Genomic DNA, 14090 nt, shown 5'->3' on the forward strand with positions numbered 1-14090 from the left:
GTTCGGCCGTTGTTTCAGATTGGAACAACTACGGACCTGTGTCCCCTTCCATGATGGTCCCAAGCAAGTGGCGCACGCCACACCACGCGAGACCGAAGGAACATGTGCCATGGATGCAGCCGCTCACGATCAGATCCACGAGCTCGACGCCCTTGTCGTCGGAGCCGGGTTCGGCGGGATCTACATGCTGTACAAGTTGCGTAACGAGTTGGGCCTCGACGCCGTCGCCATCGACAAGGCCGGCGGAGTCGGTGGAACCTGGTACTGGAACAAGTATCCCGGAGCGCTCTCGGACTCCGAGGGCTTCGTCTACCAGTACTCGTTCGACCGCGACCTGTACGAGCAGACCCCGTGGAAGACCAAGTTCGTGACCCAGCCCGAAATCCTCGAGTACCTCAACGGCGTCGTCGATCGCTACAGCCTGCGTGAGCATATCCAGCTCGAAACCGGCATGACCGACGCCGAATTCGACGAGCCCTCGGGCACCTGGACGGTGCGGACCGACCGCGGCGTCACGTACCGGTGCCGGTTCCTGGTCACAGGCCTCGGCCTGCTGTCCGCGACGAACATGCCCAGCTTCCCGGGCATCGAGACGTTCGAGGGCAGCCTGGTGCATACCGGCGCGTGGCCCGAGGACCTGGACCTGACCGGCAAGCGGGTCGGTGTCATCGGCAACGGATCGACCGGCAACCAGGTGATCACCGCCAGCGCCCCGATCGTTGCGCACCTGACGTCGTTCCAGCGCACCCCGCAGTACAGCGTGCCCGCCGGTAACCGCGAGCTCACCCCGGAACAGATTCAGCATCACCGCGACAACTTCGACGCCATCTGGGACCAGGTCCACAACTCGAGCACTGCCATGGGTTTCGTGGAGAGCACCGTCGAGACCTTCAGCATCGATGAAGCGGAGCGCGAAGCCGTCTACGAGAAGGCGTGGAACGAGGGCGGCGGGTTCCGGTTCATGTTCGAGACGTTCGGCGACATCGCCACCGACGAGGACGCGAACGAAGAGGCGGCAAAGTTCATCCGCCGCAAGATCGCCGAGGTCGTCAAGGACCCGGAGACCGCCCGCAAGCTCACTCCCACCGATCTGTACGCGCGGCGCCCGCTGTGCGATTCGGGATACTACGAAACCTTCAACCGCCCCAACGTCACACTGGTGAACGTAAAGGAGAACCCGATCGCGAAGGTGACCGAAAAGGGCATCGTCACCGAGGACGGCATCCTCCACGAACTCGATGTCCTCGTGTGCGCCACGGGATTCGACGCCGTAGACGGAAACTACGTGCGCGTCGACATCCGCGGCCGCGGGGGTGAAACCCTGAAGGAACACTGGAGCGACGGGCCGACGAGCTACCTCGGCATGACCACCGCAGGGTTCCCCAACATGTTCATGATCCTCGGCCCCAACGGTCCTTTCACGAACCTCCCCCCGTCGATCGAGACTCAGGTCGAATGGATCGGCGACGCCGTCCGCCACGTCTCGGCGACCGACGCCGGCTGGATCGACGTCAAGCCCGACACCGAAGCCGAATGGACGCAGACCTGCACGGACATCGCCAATCAGACCCTGTTCTCGAAGGCCGCCGGTTGGATCTTCGGCGCCAACATCCCGGGCAAGAAGCGCACGGTCCTGTTCTACCTGGGCGGACTCAAGGAATACCGCTCGACCCTCGCCGCCGAATCGTCGGCCGGATACCCGAGTTACACCACCAATGACGACGTCCTCGAGCCGGCGATCTGACACACCCTGCGAGGCCGGATTCGATCTGCAACGAAGGACGAGGAATGACGAAGTACGCAACAGTCGACCCCACCACCGGCACCGTAGTGCGTGAGTTCGCCACGATGTCGGACGCCGACGCCGATCAGGCGCTCGTACGAGCCGCCGACGCCTACCGGCTGTGGCGCGAGCTCGATCTGGCCGACCGGTCGGCAGTGCTCGCGAAGGTGGCCGAGCTACACCGACAGCACGCCACCGAGCTGGCCAAGCTGATGACCCTCGAGATGGGCAAGCCGATCGCCCAGGCGGAGGCGGAGGTGGAGCTGTCGGCCTCGATCTACGACTACTACGCCACCGCCGGACCGGCACTGCTCGCCGACGAGGAACTCGACATCGCCGGCGCCGGGCGGGCCATTGTGCGCACCGCACCGATCGGGCCTCTGCTGGGCGTCATGCCGTGGAACTTCCCCTACTATCAGGTCGCCCGATTCGTCGCGCCGAACCTGCTGTTGGGCAACACGATTCTGATCAAGCACGCCGGCTCCTGCCCGCAGCAGGCCCTGCGGATCGCCGAGATCATCGACGCGGCCGGAGCACCGGCCGCGATCTACCAGAACGTGTTCGCCACCACCGATCAGGTCGCGACGATGATCGCCGACCCTCACCTGCAGGGTGTGTCGCTGACCGGATCCGAACGAGCCGGCAGCGCAGTAGGCGCGCATGCCGGACGCCACCTCAAGAAGTGCGTGCTCGAGCTGGGCGGTTCCGACCCGTTGATCGTCCTGCCCGGCGCAGACGTGGACAAGGCCGTCTCCGCTGCGGTCGCCGGCCGGTTCTGGAACGCGGGCCAGGCATGCACGTCGTCGAAGCGGATGATCATCGAGGCCTCGGTGTGGGACGAGTTCGTTCCTGCGTTCGTCGAACAGGCCGCGCAATGGCGGGCTGGGGACCCGATGAGTGAAGACACCCGTCTCGGCCCGATGGCATCCGTCGCCGCCCGTGCCGATCTGACCGCCCTGGTCGACGACGCGATCGCCAAGGGCGCCGTCGTCCACCTCGGCGGTGAGGTCCCGGACGGCCCCGGCGCGTACTACCCGGCCACGGTGCTCTCCGGTGTCACCCCGGTGATGCGCGCGTTCCACGAGGAGTTGTTCGGCCCGGTCGCCGTGTTGCACAAGGTCGAGTCGGTGGACGCGGCCATCGAGTTGGCCAATGACTCACCGTACGGGCTCGGCAGCGCGGTGTTCACCCGCGACGAGAACGAAGCCGACTACGTCGCCAACCGGCTCGACGTCGGCATGGTCGGGGTCAACACCACCATCCGAAGCGCCCCGGATCTGCCGTTCGGTGGCGTCAAGAACTCCGGAATCGGACGGGAACTGGGCCGATTCGGCCTCGACGAGTTCGCGAACAAGAAACTCGTCCGCATCGTCTGAGCGGCCGACCCCACCACTGCGACACCAGGAGTAGTCATGCGCGCTGCCGTCTACTACGGCAACAAGAAGCTCGAGATCGAAGACGTTCCCGAGCCGACACCCGGAGACGGGCAGGTCAAGGTGCGGGTCAGCCGCAACGGAATCTGCGGAACCGACCTCCACGAGTACTACGACGGGCCGATCTTCATCCCGCCGTCCGACCCCCACCCGCTCACCGGCAAGGCCATGCCCCTCGTCATCGGGCACGAGTTCTCCGGTGTCGTCACCGACGTCGGCAGAGGTGTGACGGATGTGCACGAGGGCGACCACGTCGCCATCGAGCCGGTCTACCGCTGCGGTGAGTGCCGCCCCTGCAAGTCCGGTCGCTACAACCTGTGCACGTCGGTGGGTTTCCACGGCCTCATGGCGGACGGCGGCATGGCCGAATACACCGTCGTCCCCCGCAACCAGGTGCACGCCCTCCCCGAGAGCATCCCGCTGGAGATGGGCGCACTCGTCGAACCGATGGCCGTCGCGTACCACGCCGCTGTCCTCGGTGAGGTGGGCGACCAGAGTAGTGCGCTGATCTACGGCGCCGGCCCCATCGGCATCGGTCTCTGGTTCGCGCTGCGGGGCATGGGTTTGACCGACATCGACGTGGTCGAGCCCTCACCGACCCGTCGCGCGTCGATCGAGGCGCTCGGCGCGCGGACACTCGACCCGACGAGCCAGGACGTGTCCGCACTCATCGCCGACCGCACCAACGGTGACGGTGTCGACGCCGCATTCGACGCCGCAGGCGTCGCCCCGGCGGTCACCTCGGCGCTCGAGTGCGTCGGCGAACGCCGACCCCTGATCAGCGTGGCAATCTACGACAAGCCACTGCCCACTCCGCTGATCAACCTCGTTCTGCGCGAGCGCCGCATCCAGGGAACGATCTGCTACACCGGCGACGACTACCGGGCCGTCATCGACCTCATGGCCCGGGGCCACTACGACACCACCGGATGGGTCGACACCGTGCCCCTCAGCGGTGTCATCGAGCAGGGGTTCGAAGCACTCCGCGCCGGCCAGAAGATGAAGCTGCTCGTCGATCCCACACTCTGATCCCACCCACTTTCACTACAGGAGACTGACAATGACAGTTGCACATGTAACCGGTGCCGCACGCGGCATCGGGAAGGCCATCGCCCTGCGCCTCGCCCAGGACGGCCACGACGTCGCCGTTTCGGACCTGCCCTCGATGAAAGACGAGCTCGACGTCACCCGCAAGGGCATCGAAGCGCTCGGCAGACGATCGGCTGCCCTGACCGGCGATGTGTCGGATCATGATTCGGTCCGGCAGTTGGTCGTCGACACGGCCGAACAGCTCGGTTCCCTCGACGTCTTCGTCGCCAACGCCGGCATCGCGCAGACCAAAGCGCTGCTGGACGTCACCCCGGAGGAGTACGACAAGGTTCACGCTGTCAACGGCCGCGGCGTCTTCCTCTGCTACACCGAGGCGGCACGACAGATGATCAAGCAGGGCACCGGCGGCAAGATCATCGGCGCGTCCTCGATCGCCGGCCACAAGGGCTTCCCCCTGCTGGGCGTCTACAGCTCGTCCAAGTTCGGTGTACGCGCCCTCACCCAGGCGGCCGCGCAGGAATGGGCCGAGCACGGCATCACCGTGAACGCCTACTGCCCCGGCATCGTCGACACCAACATGTGGGTGGAGGTCGACCGCGACCTCGGCGCCATAAACAATGTCGGCGAGGGCGAGTCCATGAAGGCCATGGCCGCCGGCATCACCCTCGGACGAGTGTCCCGGGGCGAGGACGTCGCAGGGTTCGTGTCCTACCTCGCCGGACCCGACTCGAACTACATGACCGGCCAATCCGCCCTCATCGACGGCGGCATGCTCTTCGTCTGACACAGCACGACCCGAATACCCCAGCCGCGCGGCCTGAGCAGACCTGCCCCGCCCGACCCCACGATTCACGTCGTCGGGCGGGGCAGCACCACCCGTGCTCCCCCAAGCGGAGAGCACGCACCCTACCCCTCCCCACCGTTGTGGAGCCCCTCATGACCTCATCTCACGTCCCGACGTTCGGCCTCTGGTACGACTTCCGAAACCCGGCCCAGTGGCGGCAGCCACTCGGCAGTCTCTACCGCGAATCCATCGACCAGGTGGTCTGGGCGGAGCAACTCGGATTCACCTCCGCGTGGCTGAGCGAACATCACTTCGCCGACGACGACTACGCATCCTCCCCGCTGACGGTCGCCGCGACGATCGGCGCACGGACGTCGACGATGCGGATCGGCACCAACATCATCGTCGCGGGTCTGCACGAGCCGGTGCGCCTCGCCGAGGACGCCGCGGCGTTGTCGCTGCTGACCGGCAATCGGTTCGAGCTCGGCGTCGGACTGGGCTACCGCGCAATGGAATTCGCCGCCTTCGGGCGCACGGTCAAGCAACGCCCGAGCCTACTCGAAGATGCCATCGCCGTGATCCGACGCGCCTGGAGCGGCAGCGGAGAGCCCTTCGACGGCAAGCGCTTCTCGCTGCCCGGAGTTCCGGTGACACCCCTGCCGGAAGTGTCGCCGCGACTGCTGATCGGAGGCCAGTCCGAGCCGGGTATCGATCGGGCCGCCCGACTCGGCGACGGCCTGATCACCCTGTCGAACGACCACTGCCAGGTCTACCTGGACGCCGTCGAACGCCATGGCGGAAGCACTGCCGATGCGCGGATCTACGCGAGTCAGTGGGCGATCGTCGCCGACGATCCTGAGCGAGTCTGGTCGCAGGTGGGCGAGCACGCCCGGTACCAGCTCAACAAATACATCGAGTGGGGATCGTTCGAGGGCCCGAATCAGCCGTCACAGTTCCCCGACACCCAGTCCATCCTCGACGCCGGCGCCTACCGGTTGATGGACGCCTCGATGGCGGTCGACGAACTGGTGTCGCTGGCCACCACCTATCCCCAGATCCGCGACTTCCACTACTGGGCGCAACTGCCCGGCGAGTCCATCGAATCCGGATCGGCGCGCATCCAGTACCTGGCCGACAAGGTCATCCCCGTGGTGACCGAGAAACTCAGCGCCCGAGCCTGACGTGACGAGAGGATGCAGGCTCACACTTCGATGTTGTGAGCCTGCATCTTTCGATACAGCGTGGTTCGGCCGATTCCCAATGCCTCCGCGGCCTTGCTGCGATTGCCCGAGAACTGTTGGAGAGCCCGCAGAATCGTCTCGCGCTCGGACGTCTCGATCATGGACAGCCGACGCCCGGACCCAGCCCCCTGAATCTGAGCCGGCAGGTCGGCAATCTGGATCACCCGGCCGGGCATACGGCGGACGAGTTGCTCTACGGTCCGGCGCAGTTCGGCGAGGTTACCGGGCCAGCTCCAGCGAATCAGCAATTGCTGCGCTTCGGAGGAGAATTTCGTCGACTGCTCAGGACCTTCCAGTTCCGACAGGACCGCATCGATCAGGCCGGGAATGTGTTCGCCCATGTCTCGGAGTTCGGGCAACGCCACGGTGGTGGCCATCTGACTGATCAGGGAACTGACGTGCGCGGGGGCGCTGTCCCCATCGACGGTGACGACAACCGGAACGTGCGATTCCGCGGGACGCATGAGCGCCTTGACCCGATTCACCTGCAGCGGGGTGAGGTCTTGCAGGTGCTGCACGATCACCGGACGTCCCGATTCGAGGGCTGCTGAAGCTGCGACGAACCACTGCGGCCCCTCGTCCGGCAAGAGTGTCGCGACATCGACCACGTGGGGATTCTGCGCCGCGAAGTGCGTGCGCAGGAACGCAGTGGCCGTGTGAAGCTTCCCGGTACCCGGGCCTCCGTCGAGTGCAAGGCATTCACGGTGCCGAGCCACCAGGGACAGCTGCTCGTCGACCGCGGGCACCGGATGCACCGGCGGTCGGGGTGATCGCTTCGCCTTGGGCGATCGGCGACGCGCAGTGACGGACTCACCCCGGTCCAGTCGCAGGCCATTGTCCTGTTCGGGCAGCACTCGAATCATGTAGGTGGGGCTCGATCCGGACCCACGGTCGATCATTTCCACCTCGGCCTCGTGCCACTCGGACTGCAGTGGTATCGGCATCCGGCACTTGTCCCGGGTGGGTGCGTTGTCGTTCAGGTAGTGCCACAGCATGGCGTGCGTGCCAGGACCCAGATGGGACAGGCCGGCGGTGTTGGCGAACATGGTCTGCTCGTTGATCACGATGACCTGATCGCGCTTGTTCCGATTCGCGTAGAGGTAGGACCGGACCAGGGCATGATCGTGCATTTCGAGTGTCGCGGCGAGGTTGCTCTCGATCTGCCGCCCGACGTCGACGGTGATCGCTCCCATCAGAGGGGACGCGTCCTCGGTGTTGGCGGCGAGTGAGAACGTTCCCAGCAGACGACCGGTGAAGGGCTCGAAGACCGGGGCCCCGGCGCAGGAGAACGCGGCCAATCGCTCGCTGAAGTGCTCGTTGCCCTGGATCACCAGCGGACGTCTCTCAGCGAGGGAGGTCCCCATCCCGTTGGTGCCGATAGTGCGCTCCGAGAAGTCGAACCCCTCTGCAGCGTACGCACTGTCGAGGCGAGAGCGCTGGCGCGGTTCGCTGGCCTTGCGGCTGAGGATGTTGCCGCTGCTGTCACTGAGGAACATCGCGACACGCACGTCGGCCAGGTGATCCGCCAAGCGCGCCAGCACCGGCTCCGCAGCCTCCTCGAGAGCGGAATTGGTGACCAGACTCCCCCGGTACGGCGGCTGGACGGACTGCACTTCCTCACCGATACAACGCCGCCAGCTACGATCGATGACCTCTCGGACCCCAGTGTTCAGCGTGCCCGAGTCCAGCAACCCTTTGGCGAGCAACTCCTCTTTCGCTCGTCGGATCCGCTCCTGATCGAGTGGACCGGCTACACGACCGGATTTGCCTCCACCGGTGCGCTGAGCCATGTGCTCCCCTTATCCGATGCAACAGTGTTCCACGTCACATTGTTGGTCAGTACAAGTATGCGCGGTTGTTCCGAAATGAAACACCGACGGTTTATCGGGAGAAGTGAGGCATCTACCCGACAACCCCCCCGGTACGCAATGCGGCGATCGTGGCGTCGGTGAGGCCGAGTTCGGTGAGCACGGTGTCGGTGTGCTGTCCCAGGGCGGGGACCGGTCCCATGGGCAGTTCGACGTCGGTGAAGGTCATCGGTGGCAACACGGCCCGGACCTGGCCTGCTTCGGTGTCGATCTGGCGCCACCGGTCGCGCTCGGACAGCTGCGGGTGGTCGATGAGATCGCGCATGTCGTTCAACCGTGCGGCGGGCACCCCTGCTGCGGCGAGCCGTTTGTCGAGTTCGTCGGTGTCGAACCGGCGGGTGTGTTCGGCGACGACCGCGTCGGTCTCGGCTCGGTGCCGGACCCGGAGGATGTTGGTCGCGAACTTCGGGTGCTCGACGAGGTCGGGGCGGTCGAACACCTCGGTGACCAGGGCCCGCCAGCCGCGGTCGTTCTGCACGCCGATGAGGATCCGGCCATCGACGGTCGGGTAGGCGTCGTAAGGTGAGATCGAGGCGTGGCTCAGTCCCATCCGTTGCACCTGCGTGTCCTGGTACATCTGCAAGTACATCGGATGCCCGAGCCACTCGACGGTGGCATCGAACATCGACACATCCACAACGGCGCCGACGCCGGTCCGCTCCCGGCGGAACAGCGCCGCCTGCACTGCGGTGAGGGCATACATACCGGTGGCGATATCCGAGGCCGGAATACCGGTCTTCGTGGCGGACTCGGGGGTGCCGGTGATCGAGCACAGCCCGGTCTCGGCTTGGACGAGCATGTCGTAGGCCTTGCGGTCCTTCAGCGGCCCATCGGTGCCATATCCGGACATGTTGACCACGATCAGCTCGGGACGATCCCGGCGCAGTTCCTCCGCGCCCAGACCGAGCCGGTCCATGGCGCCGGGCGCGAGGTTCTGGACCACGACATCGGCCCGGCCGACGAGTTTGCGGATCACCGAGACGCCCTCGGCCGCTTTCAGGTCGACGGTCACCGATTCCTTGCCGCGGTTGAGCCAGACGAAATGCGAGGCAATTCCGTGCACGGCGCTGTCGTAGTTGCGGGCGAAATCGCCCTCACCGATGCGTTCGACCTTGATCACGCGGGCACCCAGATCGGCCAGGTGCCGGGTGGCGATTGGAGCAGCGACGGCCTGCTCGAAGCTGACGACCGTGATCCCGTCGAGGGGCAGTGCACCGTGCAGCTGGTCGCTCATTTCGGCGTACCCGCCGCTTTGCGCTCCTGCTTGACCAGTCCTCCGCCGATGATCAGGCGTTGAATCTCGCTGGTGCCCTCGTAGAGGCGCAGCAGCCGGACGTCGCGGTAGATCCGCTCCACGGCGACCTCGCGCATGTACCCGCTGCCACCGTGGATCTGCACCGCCAGGTCGGCGACCTTGCCGACCATTTCGGTGCAGTACAGCTTCGCGATGGACGGGGCGATACGCCGGTCGGTGCCCTCGACCCAGGCGCGGGCGGCGTCACGCACCAGTGCCCGCCCGGCCATGACACCGGTCTGCTGGTCGGCGAGCATCGCCTGCACAAGCTGGAAGTCCCCGATATCGGTGCCGCCCTGGGTTGCGGTCGCCGCGTAGGCCACCGACTCGTCGAGCGCACGCTGCGCCTGCCCGACCGCCAGCGCCGCGACGTGCACCCGGCCGCGGGCCAGCGACGTCATCGCGGCGCGGTAGCCGACGTCCTCGCTGCCACCGACCAGCGCCGACGACGGCACCCGCACGCCGTCGAAGTGCACGGTCGCGGTGGTCGATCCGGCGTGCCCCATCTTGCGGTCCTTGCCTCCGACCTGAACGCCGGGGGTGTTGGCCGGCACGAGGAAGACGGCGATGCCGGGGCCGTCACCGTCGGCGGGCCGGGTACGGGCGAACACGACGAACAGGTTCGCGATCAGGGCGTTGGTGATGAACCGTTTCTCGCCGGTGATCAGCCAGTCGTCGCCGTCGCGTACCGCCTTGGTGCGCAGCCCTGCGGGGTTGGAGCCGGCGCCGGCCTCGGTGAGGGCGAACGAGGCAACGACCTCACCCGACGCAATACCCTCGAGCCAGGTCGTCTTCTGTTCCTCGGTGCCGTAGCTGACCAGTACCTGACCGGCGATGCCGTTGTTGGTCCCGAACATCGACCGCAGCGCGAGGGTGGTGTACCCCAACTCCATCGCGAGTTCGACGTCCTGCACGAGGTTCATGCCGAGGCCACCCCACTGCTGGGGAATGGCGAACCCGAACAGACCCATGTCCTTGGCCGCCGCCCGGATCTCCGCCGGGATCGCGTCCGTCTCGTCGATCTCCTGCTCACGCGGGACAACGACATTGCGCACGAACGCCCGGGTGTGGGCCAGGATGTCGCGGAAGTCGTCGTCGTCCAACTCGGTGTTCGGATCACGGGTCGCGGTGGCGGTCACGGTTGTCTCCTGAAAATCGAAATGCGAATTGATCGTCAGTTCGCGCGGCAGGCGAACTTCGGGACGCCGGATTCGGCGTGTGGTGTGTACTTCCAGGATCGGTCAACCAGGGGGCGTCCGGTTGTTCCAAATCGGAACACCACGGCGCCGCAGAATCGAACACGATTGAGAGGCGACAACGAAGAAGACCGCGACACCCGCAATCAGCATCCGAGGAAAAGGGTCCATGAGCACGTCCCAGCAACACCAGCCATCACCGACAGTGCGGTACGAGGTATGCGACGGCGTCGCCGTCATCCGCCTCGCCAACCCACCCGTCAACGGCCTCGGGGACACCGTCCGCGCCGGACTCGCCTCCGCCGTCGCCCGTGCCGCCGCCGACGACCACGTTGGTGCTGTCGTCGTCGTCGGTGAGGGCAAGGGGTTCTGCGGTGGCGCCGACCTGCGCCAATTCGGCACCCCCGCAGCGACCGCCGACCCCACCCTGCCGGACGTCCTCACCACCATTACTCACTCACCGAAACCGGTGATCGCCGCCATCCACGGTTTCGCCCTCGGTGGTGGACTCGAGCTCGCTCTCGCCTGCCACTACCGCATCACACACCGGGACGCGAAACTCGGCCTGCCCGAGGTGAACGTGGGCCTGATTCCCGGTTCAGGCGGCACCCAACGTCTGCCCCGGTTGATCGGCGCCGCGGCCGCGCTGCGCATGATTCAGCAGGGCACGCCGGTGTCCGGCGCCCGGGCGGCCGAACTCGGTATAGCCGACGCCTGCTTCGACGGCGACCCGCTCGGCGCCGCCCTCGACTTCCTCCGCACCCAGGTCGACACCAGTACCTCGGGACCGGTGGTCGACAGCCTGCCGCCGGCCGACGCGACTGGCATCGACTTCGACGCCGCCCGCCGTCCGGTGCGGCCCAGCACCCGCAACGGTCTGGCCCAGCTCACCGCCATCGACGCCGTCGAGACCGCCACCCGGCTTCCTACCGCCGCCGGGCTCGCCTTCGAACGGGCCGCCTTCCTCGGCCTGCTCCGGGGCCCGGAATCCGCGGCCCTGCGGCACGTGTTCTTCGCGGAGAAGACCGCCCCCAAACTCTCCGGCGTTCCCCCTGTGTCCGCGCGACCGATCTCCCGGGTGGCGGTCGTCGGCGCCGGCACCATGGGCAGCGGGATCGCCATGGCGTTCGCGAACGGCGGACTCCCGGTCACGTTGATCGAACAGAACCAGGACGCCCTGACCCGGGGAACGGCCCTGGTGCGGAAGACCTACGAATCATCCACCACCAAGGGCAAACTCACCGAGACGCAGGCACGCGACCGCATCGCGTTGATCGAACCGAACCTCGATCTCGACGCCGCCGCCGAGGCCGACCTCGTCGTCGAAGCCGTCTTCGAGGACATGGCCGTGAAGAAGGAGGTGTTCGGCAAACTTGATGCCGTCTGCAAGCCGGGGGCGATCCTCGCATCGAACACGTCCCGACTGGACCTCGACGAGATCGCACGTGCCACCAGTCGTCCGTCCGATGTGATCGGACTGCACTTCTTCAGCCCCGCCAACATCATGAAACTCGTCGAGGTTGTCCGCGGGGAAGCCACCGCCGACGACGTCGTCGCCACCGGCCTGACGCTCGCGCAGCAGATCGGGAAGATCCCGGTTCTGTCGCAGGTGTGCGAGGGCTTCATCGGCAACCGCATGCTCACCCCCTACCGGCGCGAAGCCGAGTTCCTCCTGGAAGAGGGTGCGACTCCGCAGCAGATCGACGCCGCGCTGCAAGCCTTCGGTATGGCGATGGGTCCGTGCGCGATGTCGGACCTGGCCGGCCTCGACATCGCCTGGGCTGCGCGCAAGCGACTGGCCCCGACCAGGCCGAAAGACGTCCGGTATCCGCGGGTCGCCGACACCCTCTGCGAGAACGGACGGTTCGGGCAGAAGAGCGGAGCAGGCTACTACCGGTATGAGAAGGGCAGCCGCACACCGGTTCCGGACCCAGCCGTCGACGAGATCATCCGCACCTGCGCCGCCGAGGACGGCATCGAACGCCGCACGATCACCGACGAGGAAATCATCGACCGCTGCGTCCTGGCCCTCGTCAACGAAGGCGCCACACTGCTCGGTGAAGGAATCGCCCAACGCGCCTCCGACATCGACGTCGTCTACGTCGACGGATACGGATTCCCAGCCTTCCGCGGCGGGCCGATGTACTACGCCGAAGCCCTCGGCCTGGACGTCACCCTGCAGAAGATCCGCGACTTCGAGAACCTACACGGTCGAACGTGGACGCCGGCACCACTACTCGCACAACTCGTCGACGCCGGTCGCACCAGCTTCTAGTCTTCGGCTGCAACGGGTTCCGTCCTTCGATGGAAGGGCGGAACCCGTTCCGTTGGGTCGCCCACGGACCAGTCACCGTGGTGGGAGCCATAGTTGACCTACGATATGATGTGGTTCACACCAACAGGCTCTCCGGCGAACGGTGATGAACACATGCGCGACACATCAGCACACGACAACCCCTCGGCCACTCGCATCTTCGTCGATGACGCACCGGGTAACCCGTTCAGGACGAGCCATCTGCCGTGGAACCTGGAGTTCGATCCCGATGACGCACCGGGTAACCCGTTCAGGACGAGCCATCTGCCGTGGAACCTGGAGTTCGATCCCGCAGTGGCGCCCACCACTACCCGTGTCGATCTCGGTGAACCGTGGGTGGTCGGCTGCCGCGTCGGGCGCATGAGTGGACGTCGCAGTGCTCCCGAGATACGAAACACACAGGGTGAGTATGCCGCGGTCCTGATGGTGCACAGCGGGACCGAAATCCTGACCCAGCAAGGCAGGACAACCGAGGTGCGGGCAGGCACTGCCGCGCTGTGGGACGGCGTGCGTCCCGTCGAGTGCTTCAGTGCCGCAACGCTCGTCAAGAGCACGATGTTCATCCCACGCGCGTTGCTGGCCGGCGCCGTCCCCGACCTCGATTCCGTGTTCGTGCGCACGATCGAGAATTCGGCGACCCTGCGACTGCTGACCGGGTGGCTCGACGTGTCGATGCGGCAGACCTCGCTCGACCGCGACGCGGCGCACACCGCGGGCCGGATGGCGGTCGATCTGCTGCATTCCGCCCTCGCGCGTACTCGCGGCGATGTGAGTGAGTCCAGGGAAGTCCTTTTGTTGCAGATCAAGGACTTCCTCGACCGCAACCTCGGAGACCCGGATCTGACGCTGGACATGGTCGCGCGGGCGAATGCGGTATCGGTGCGCTATCTGCACATGCTCTTTCAGGGCACCGGCGAGACCGCCCGGGAATTCCTGCGACGCCGCCGCCTCGAGCGCGCCCAGCGCCTGCTGCTCGGTTCCGGACCGGAGCTACCGGTCGCCGAGGTCGCCATCCGTAGCGGCTTCGACAGCCCGTCGTCCTTCAGCCGCGCGTACCGCACCCGATTCGGTGTGGCACCGCGCGAGGCGCGGCGGCAGTCCACTGCCGCGTAAGGGTGTGCGCTTCC

At 66.3% G+C, this 14090-nt stretch carries 10 protein-coding genes; 7 read left to right on the top strand and 3 right to left on the bottom strand.

What is annotated here, in order from left to right; genetic code table 11:
- Positions 1 to 109 precede the first annotated feature (109 nt).
- The 5 genes from JVH1_RS20220 (at position 110) to JVH1_RS20240 (ending at position 6231) form a co-directional block, all read left to right on the top strand.
- A complete protein-coding gene (locus tag JVH1_RS20220) occupies positions 110 to 1744 on the top strand; it encodes an NAD(P)/FAD-dependent oxidoreductase (protein ID WP_009476383.1) in 1635 nt (544 codons plus the stop codon).
- A 44-nt stretch (positions 1745 to 1788) separates the two neighbouring features.
- Positions 1789 to 3159: an NAD-dependent succinate-semialdehyde dehydrogenase gene (locus tag JVH1_RS20225; protein WP_009476382.1), complete on the top strand. Its 1371-nt coding sequence runs from the start codon at positions 1789 to 1791 to the stop codon at positions 3157 to 3159.
- A 36-nt stretch (positions 3160 to 3195) separates the two neighbouring features.
- On the top strand, positions 3196 to 4245 hold the full coding sequence (locus JVH1_RS20230) for a 2,3-butanediol dehydrogenase (protein WP_009476381.1): 1050 nt from the start codon (positions 3196 to 3198) through the stop codon (positions 4243 to 4245).
- 31 nt (positions 4246 to 4276) lie between these two features.
- The gene (locus JVH1_RS20235; RefSeq protein ID WP_009476380.1) at positions 4277 to 5050 is read left to right on the top strand and encodes an SDR family oxidoreductase; all 774 of its coding nucleotides are present in this window, start codon (positions 4277 to 4279) and stop codon (positions 5048 to 5050) included.
- 152 nt (positions 5051 to 5202) lie between these two features.
- The gene (locus tag JVH1_RS20240; RefSeq protein WP_009476379.1) at positions 5203 to 6231 is read left to right on the top strand and encodes an LLM class flavin-dependent oxidoreductase; all 1029 of its coding nucleotides are present in this window, start codon (positions 5203 to 5205) and stop codon (positions 6229 to 6231) included.
- Between the two features lie 20 nt (positions 6232 to 6251).
- Here the strand turns inward: JVH1_RS20240 and JVH1_RS20245 are convergent, their stop codons facing one another.
- From JVH1_RS20245 to JVH1_RS20255, 3 genes are all read right to left on the bottom strand, one after another.
- Entirely contained in the window at positions 6252 to 8081 is a 1830-nt protein-coding gene (locus JVH1_RS20245) for a sigma-54-dependent Fis family transcriptional regulator (protein ID WP_009476378.1), read from the bottom strand.
- Between the two features lie 112 nt (positions 8082 to 8193).
- Positions 8194 to 9393: a CaiB/BaiF CoA-transferase family protein gene (locus tag JVH1_RS20250; RefSeq protein ID WP_009476377.1), complete on the bottom strand. Its 1200-nt coding sequence runs from the start codon at positions 9391 to 9393 to the stop codon at positions 8194 to 8196.
- Positions 9390 to 10592 (bottom strand): acyl-CoA dehydrogenase family protein, encoded by a 1203-nt coding sequence (locus JVH1_RS20255; protein ID WP_009476376.1) that lies wholly within the window; start codon positions 10590 to 10592, stop codon positions 9390 to 9392. Before JVH1_RS20255 ends, JVH1_RS20250 begins: the two co-directional genes overlap by 4 nt.
- 226 nt (positions 10593 to 10818) lie before the next feature.
- Here JVH1_RS20255 and JVH1_RS20260 point away from each other — a divergent pair, with 226 nt between their 5' ends.
- Together JVH1_RS20260 and JVH1_RS20265 are read left to right on the top strand one after the other, a co-directional pair.
- On the top strand, positions 10819 to 12924 hold the full coding sequence (locus tag JVH1_RS20260) for a 3-hydroxyacyl-CoA dehydrogenase NAD-binding domain-containing protein (RefSeq protein WP_009476374.1): 2106 nt from the start codon (positions 10819 to 10821) through the stop codon (positions 12922 to 12924).
- Between the two features lie 153 nt (positions 12925 to 13077).
- Entirely contained in the window at positions 13078 to 14076 is a 999-nt protein-coding gene (locus JVH1_RS20265; RefSeq protein WP_009476373.1) for a helix-turn-helix domain-containing protein, read from the top strand.
- Positions 14077 to 14090 lie beyond the last annotated feature (14 nt).

This window comes from Rhodococcus sp. JVH1 (assembly GCF_000280725.2).
Classification (GTDB): domain Bacteria; phylum Actinomycetota; class Actinomycetes; order Mycobacteriales; family Mycobacteriaceae; genus Rhodococcus_F; species Rhodococcus_F jostii_A.

What these genes read in the sequence shown, in the direction of transcription:
- JVH1_RS20260 (WP_009476374.1), top strand. Translation starts at nt 10,819, where the DNA reads ATGAGCACGTCCCAGCAACACCAGCCATCACCGACAGTGCGGTACGAG.
- JVH1_RS20240 (WP_009476379.1), top strand. Translation starts at nt 5,203, where the DNA reads ATGACCTCATCTCACGTCCCGACGTTCGGCCTCTGGTACGACTTCCGA.
- JVH1_RS20245 (WP_009476378.1), bottom strand. Translation starts at nt 8,081, where the DNA reads ATGGCTCAGCGCACCGGTGGAGGCAAATCCGGTCGTGTAGCCGGTCCA.
- JVH1_RS20220 (WP_009476383.1), top strand. Translation starts at nt 110, where the DNA reads ATGGATGCAGCCGCTCACGATCAGATCCACGAGCTCGACGCCCTTGTC.
- JVH1_RS20235 (WP_009476380.1), top strand. Translation starts at nt 4,277, where the DNA reads ATGACAGTTGCACATGTAACCGGTGCCGCACGCGGCATCGGGAAGGCC.
- JVH1_RS20230 (WP_009476381.1), top strand. Translation starts at nt 3,196, where the DNA reads ATGCGCGCTGCCGTCTACTACGGCAACAAGAAGCTCGAGATCGAAGAC.
- JVH1_RS20225 (WP_009476382.1), top strand. Translation starts at nt 1,789, where the DNA reads ATGACGAAGTACGCAACAGTCGACCCCACCACCGGCACCGTAGTGCGT.
- JVH1_RS20250 (WP_009476377.1), bottom strand. Translation starts at nt 9,393, where the DNA reads ATGAGCGACCAGCTGCACGGTGCACTGCCCCTCGACGGGATCACGGTC.
- JVH1_RS20265 (WP_009476373.1), top strand. Translation starts at nt 13,078, where the DNA reads ATGCGCGACACATCAGCACACGACAACCCCTCGGCCACTCGCATCTTC.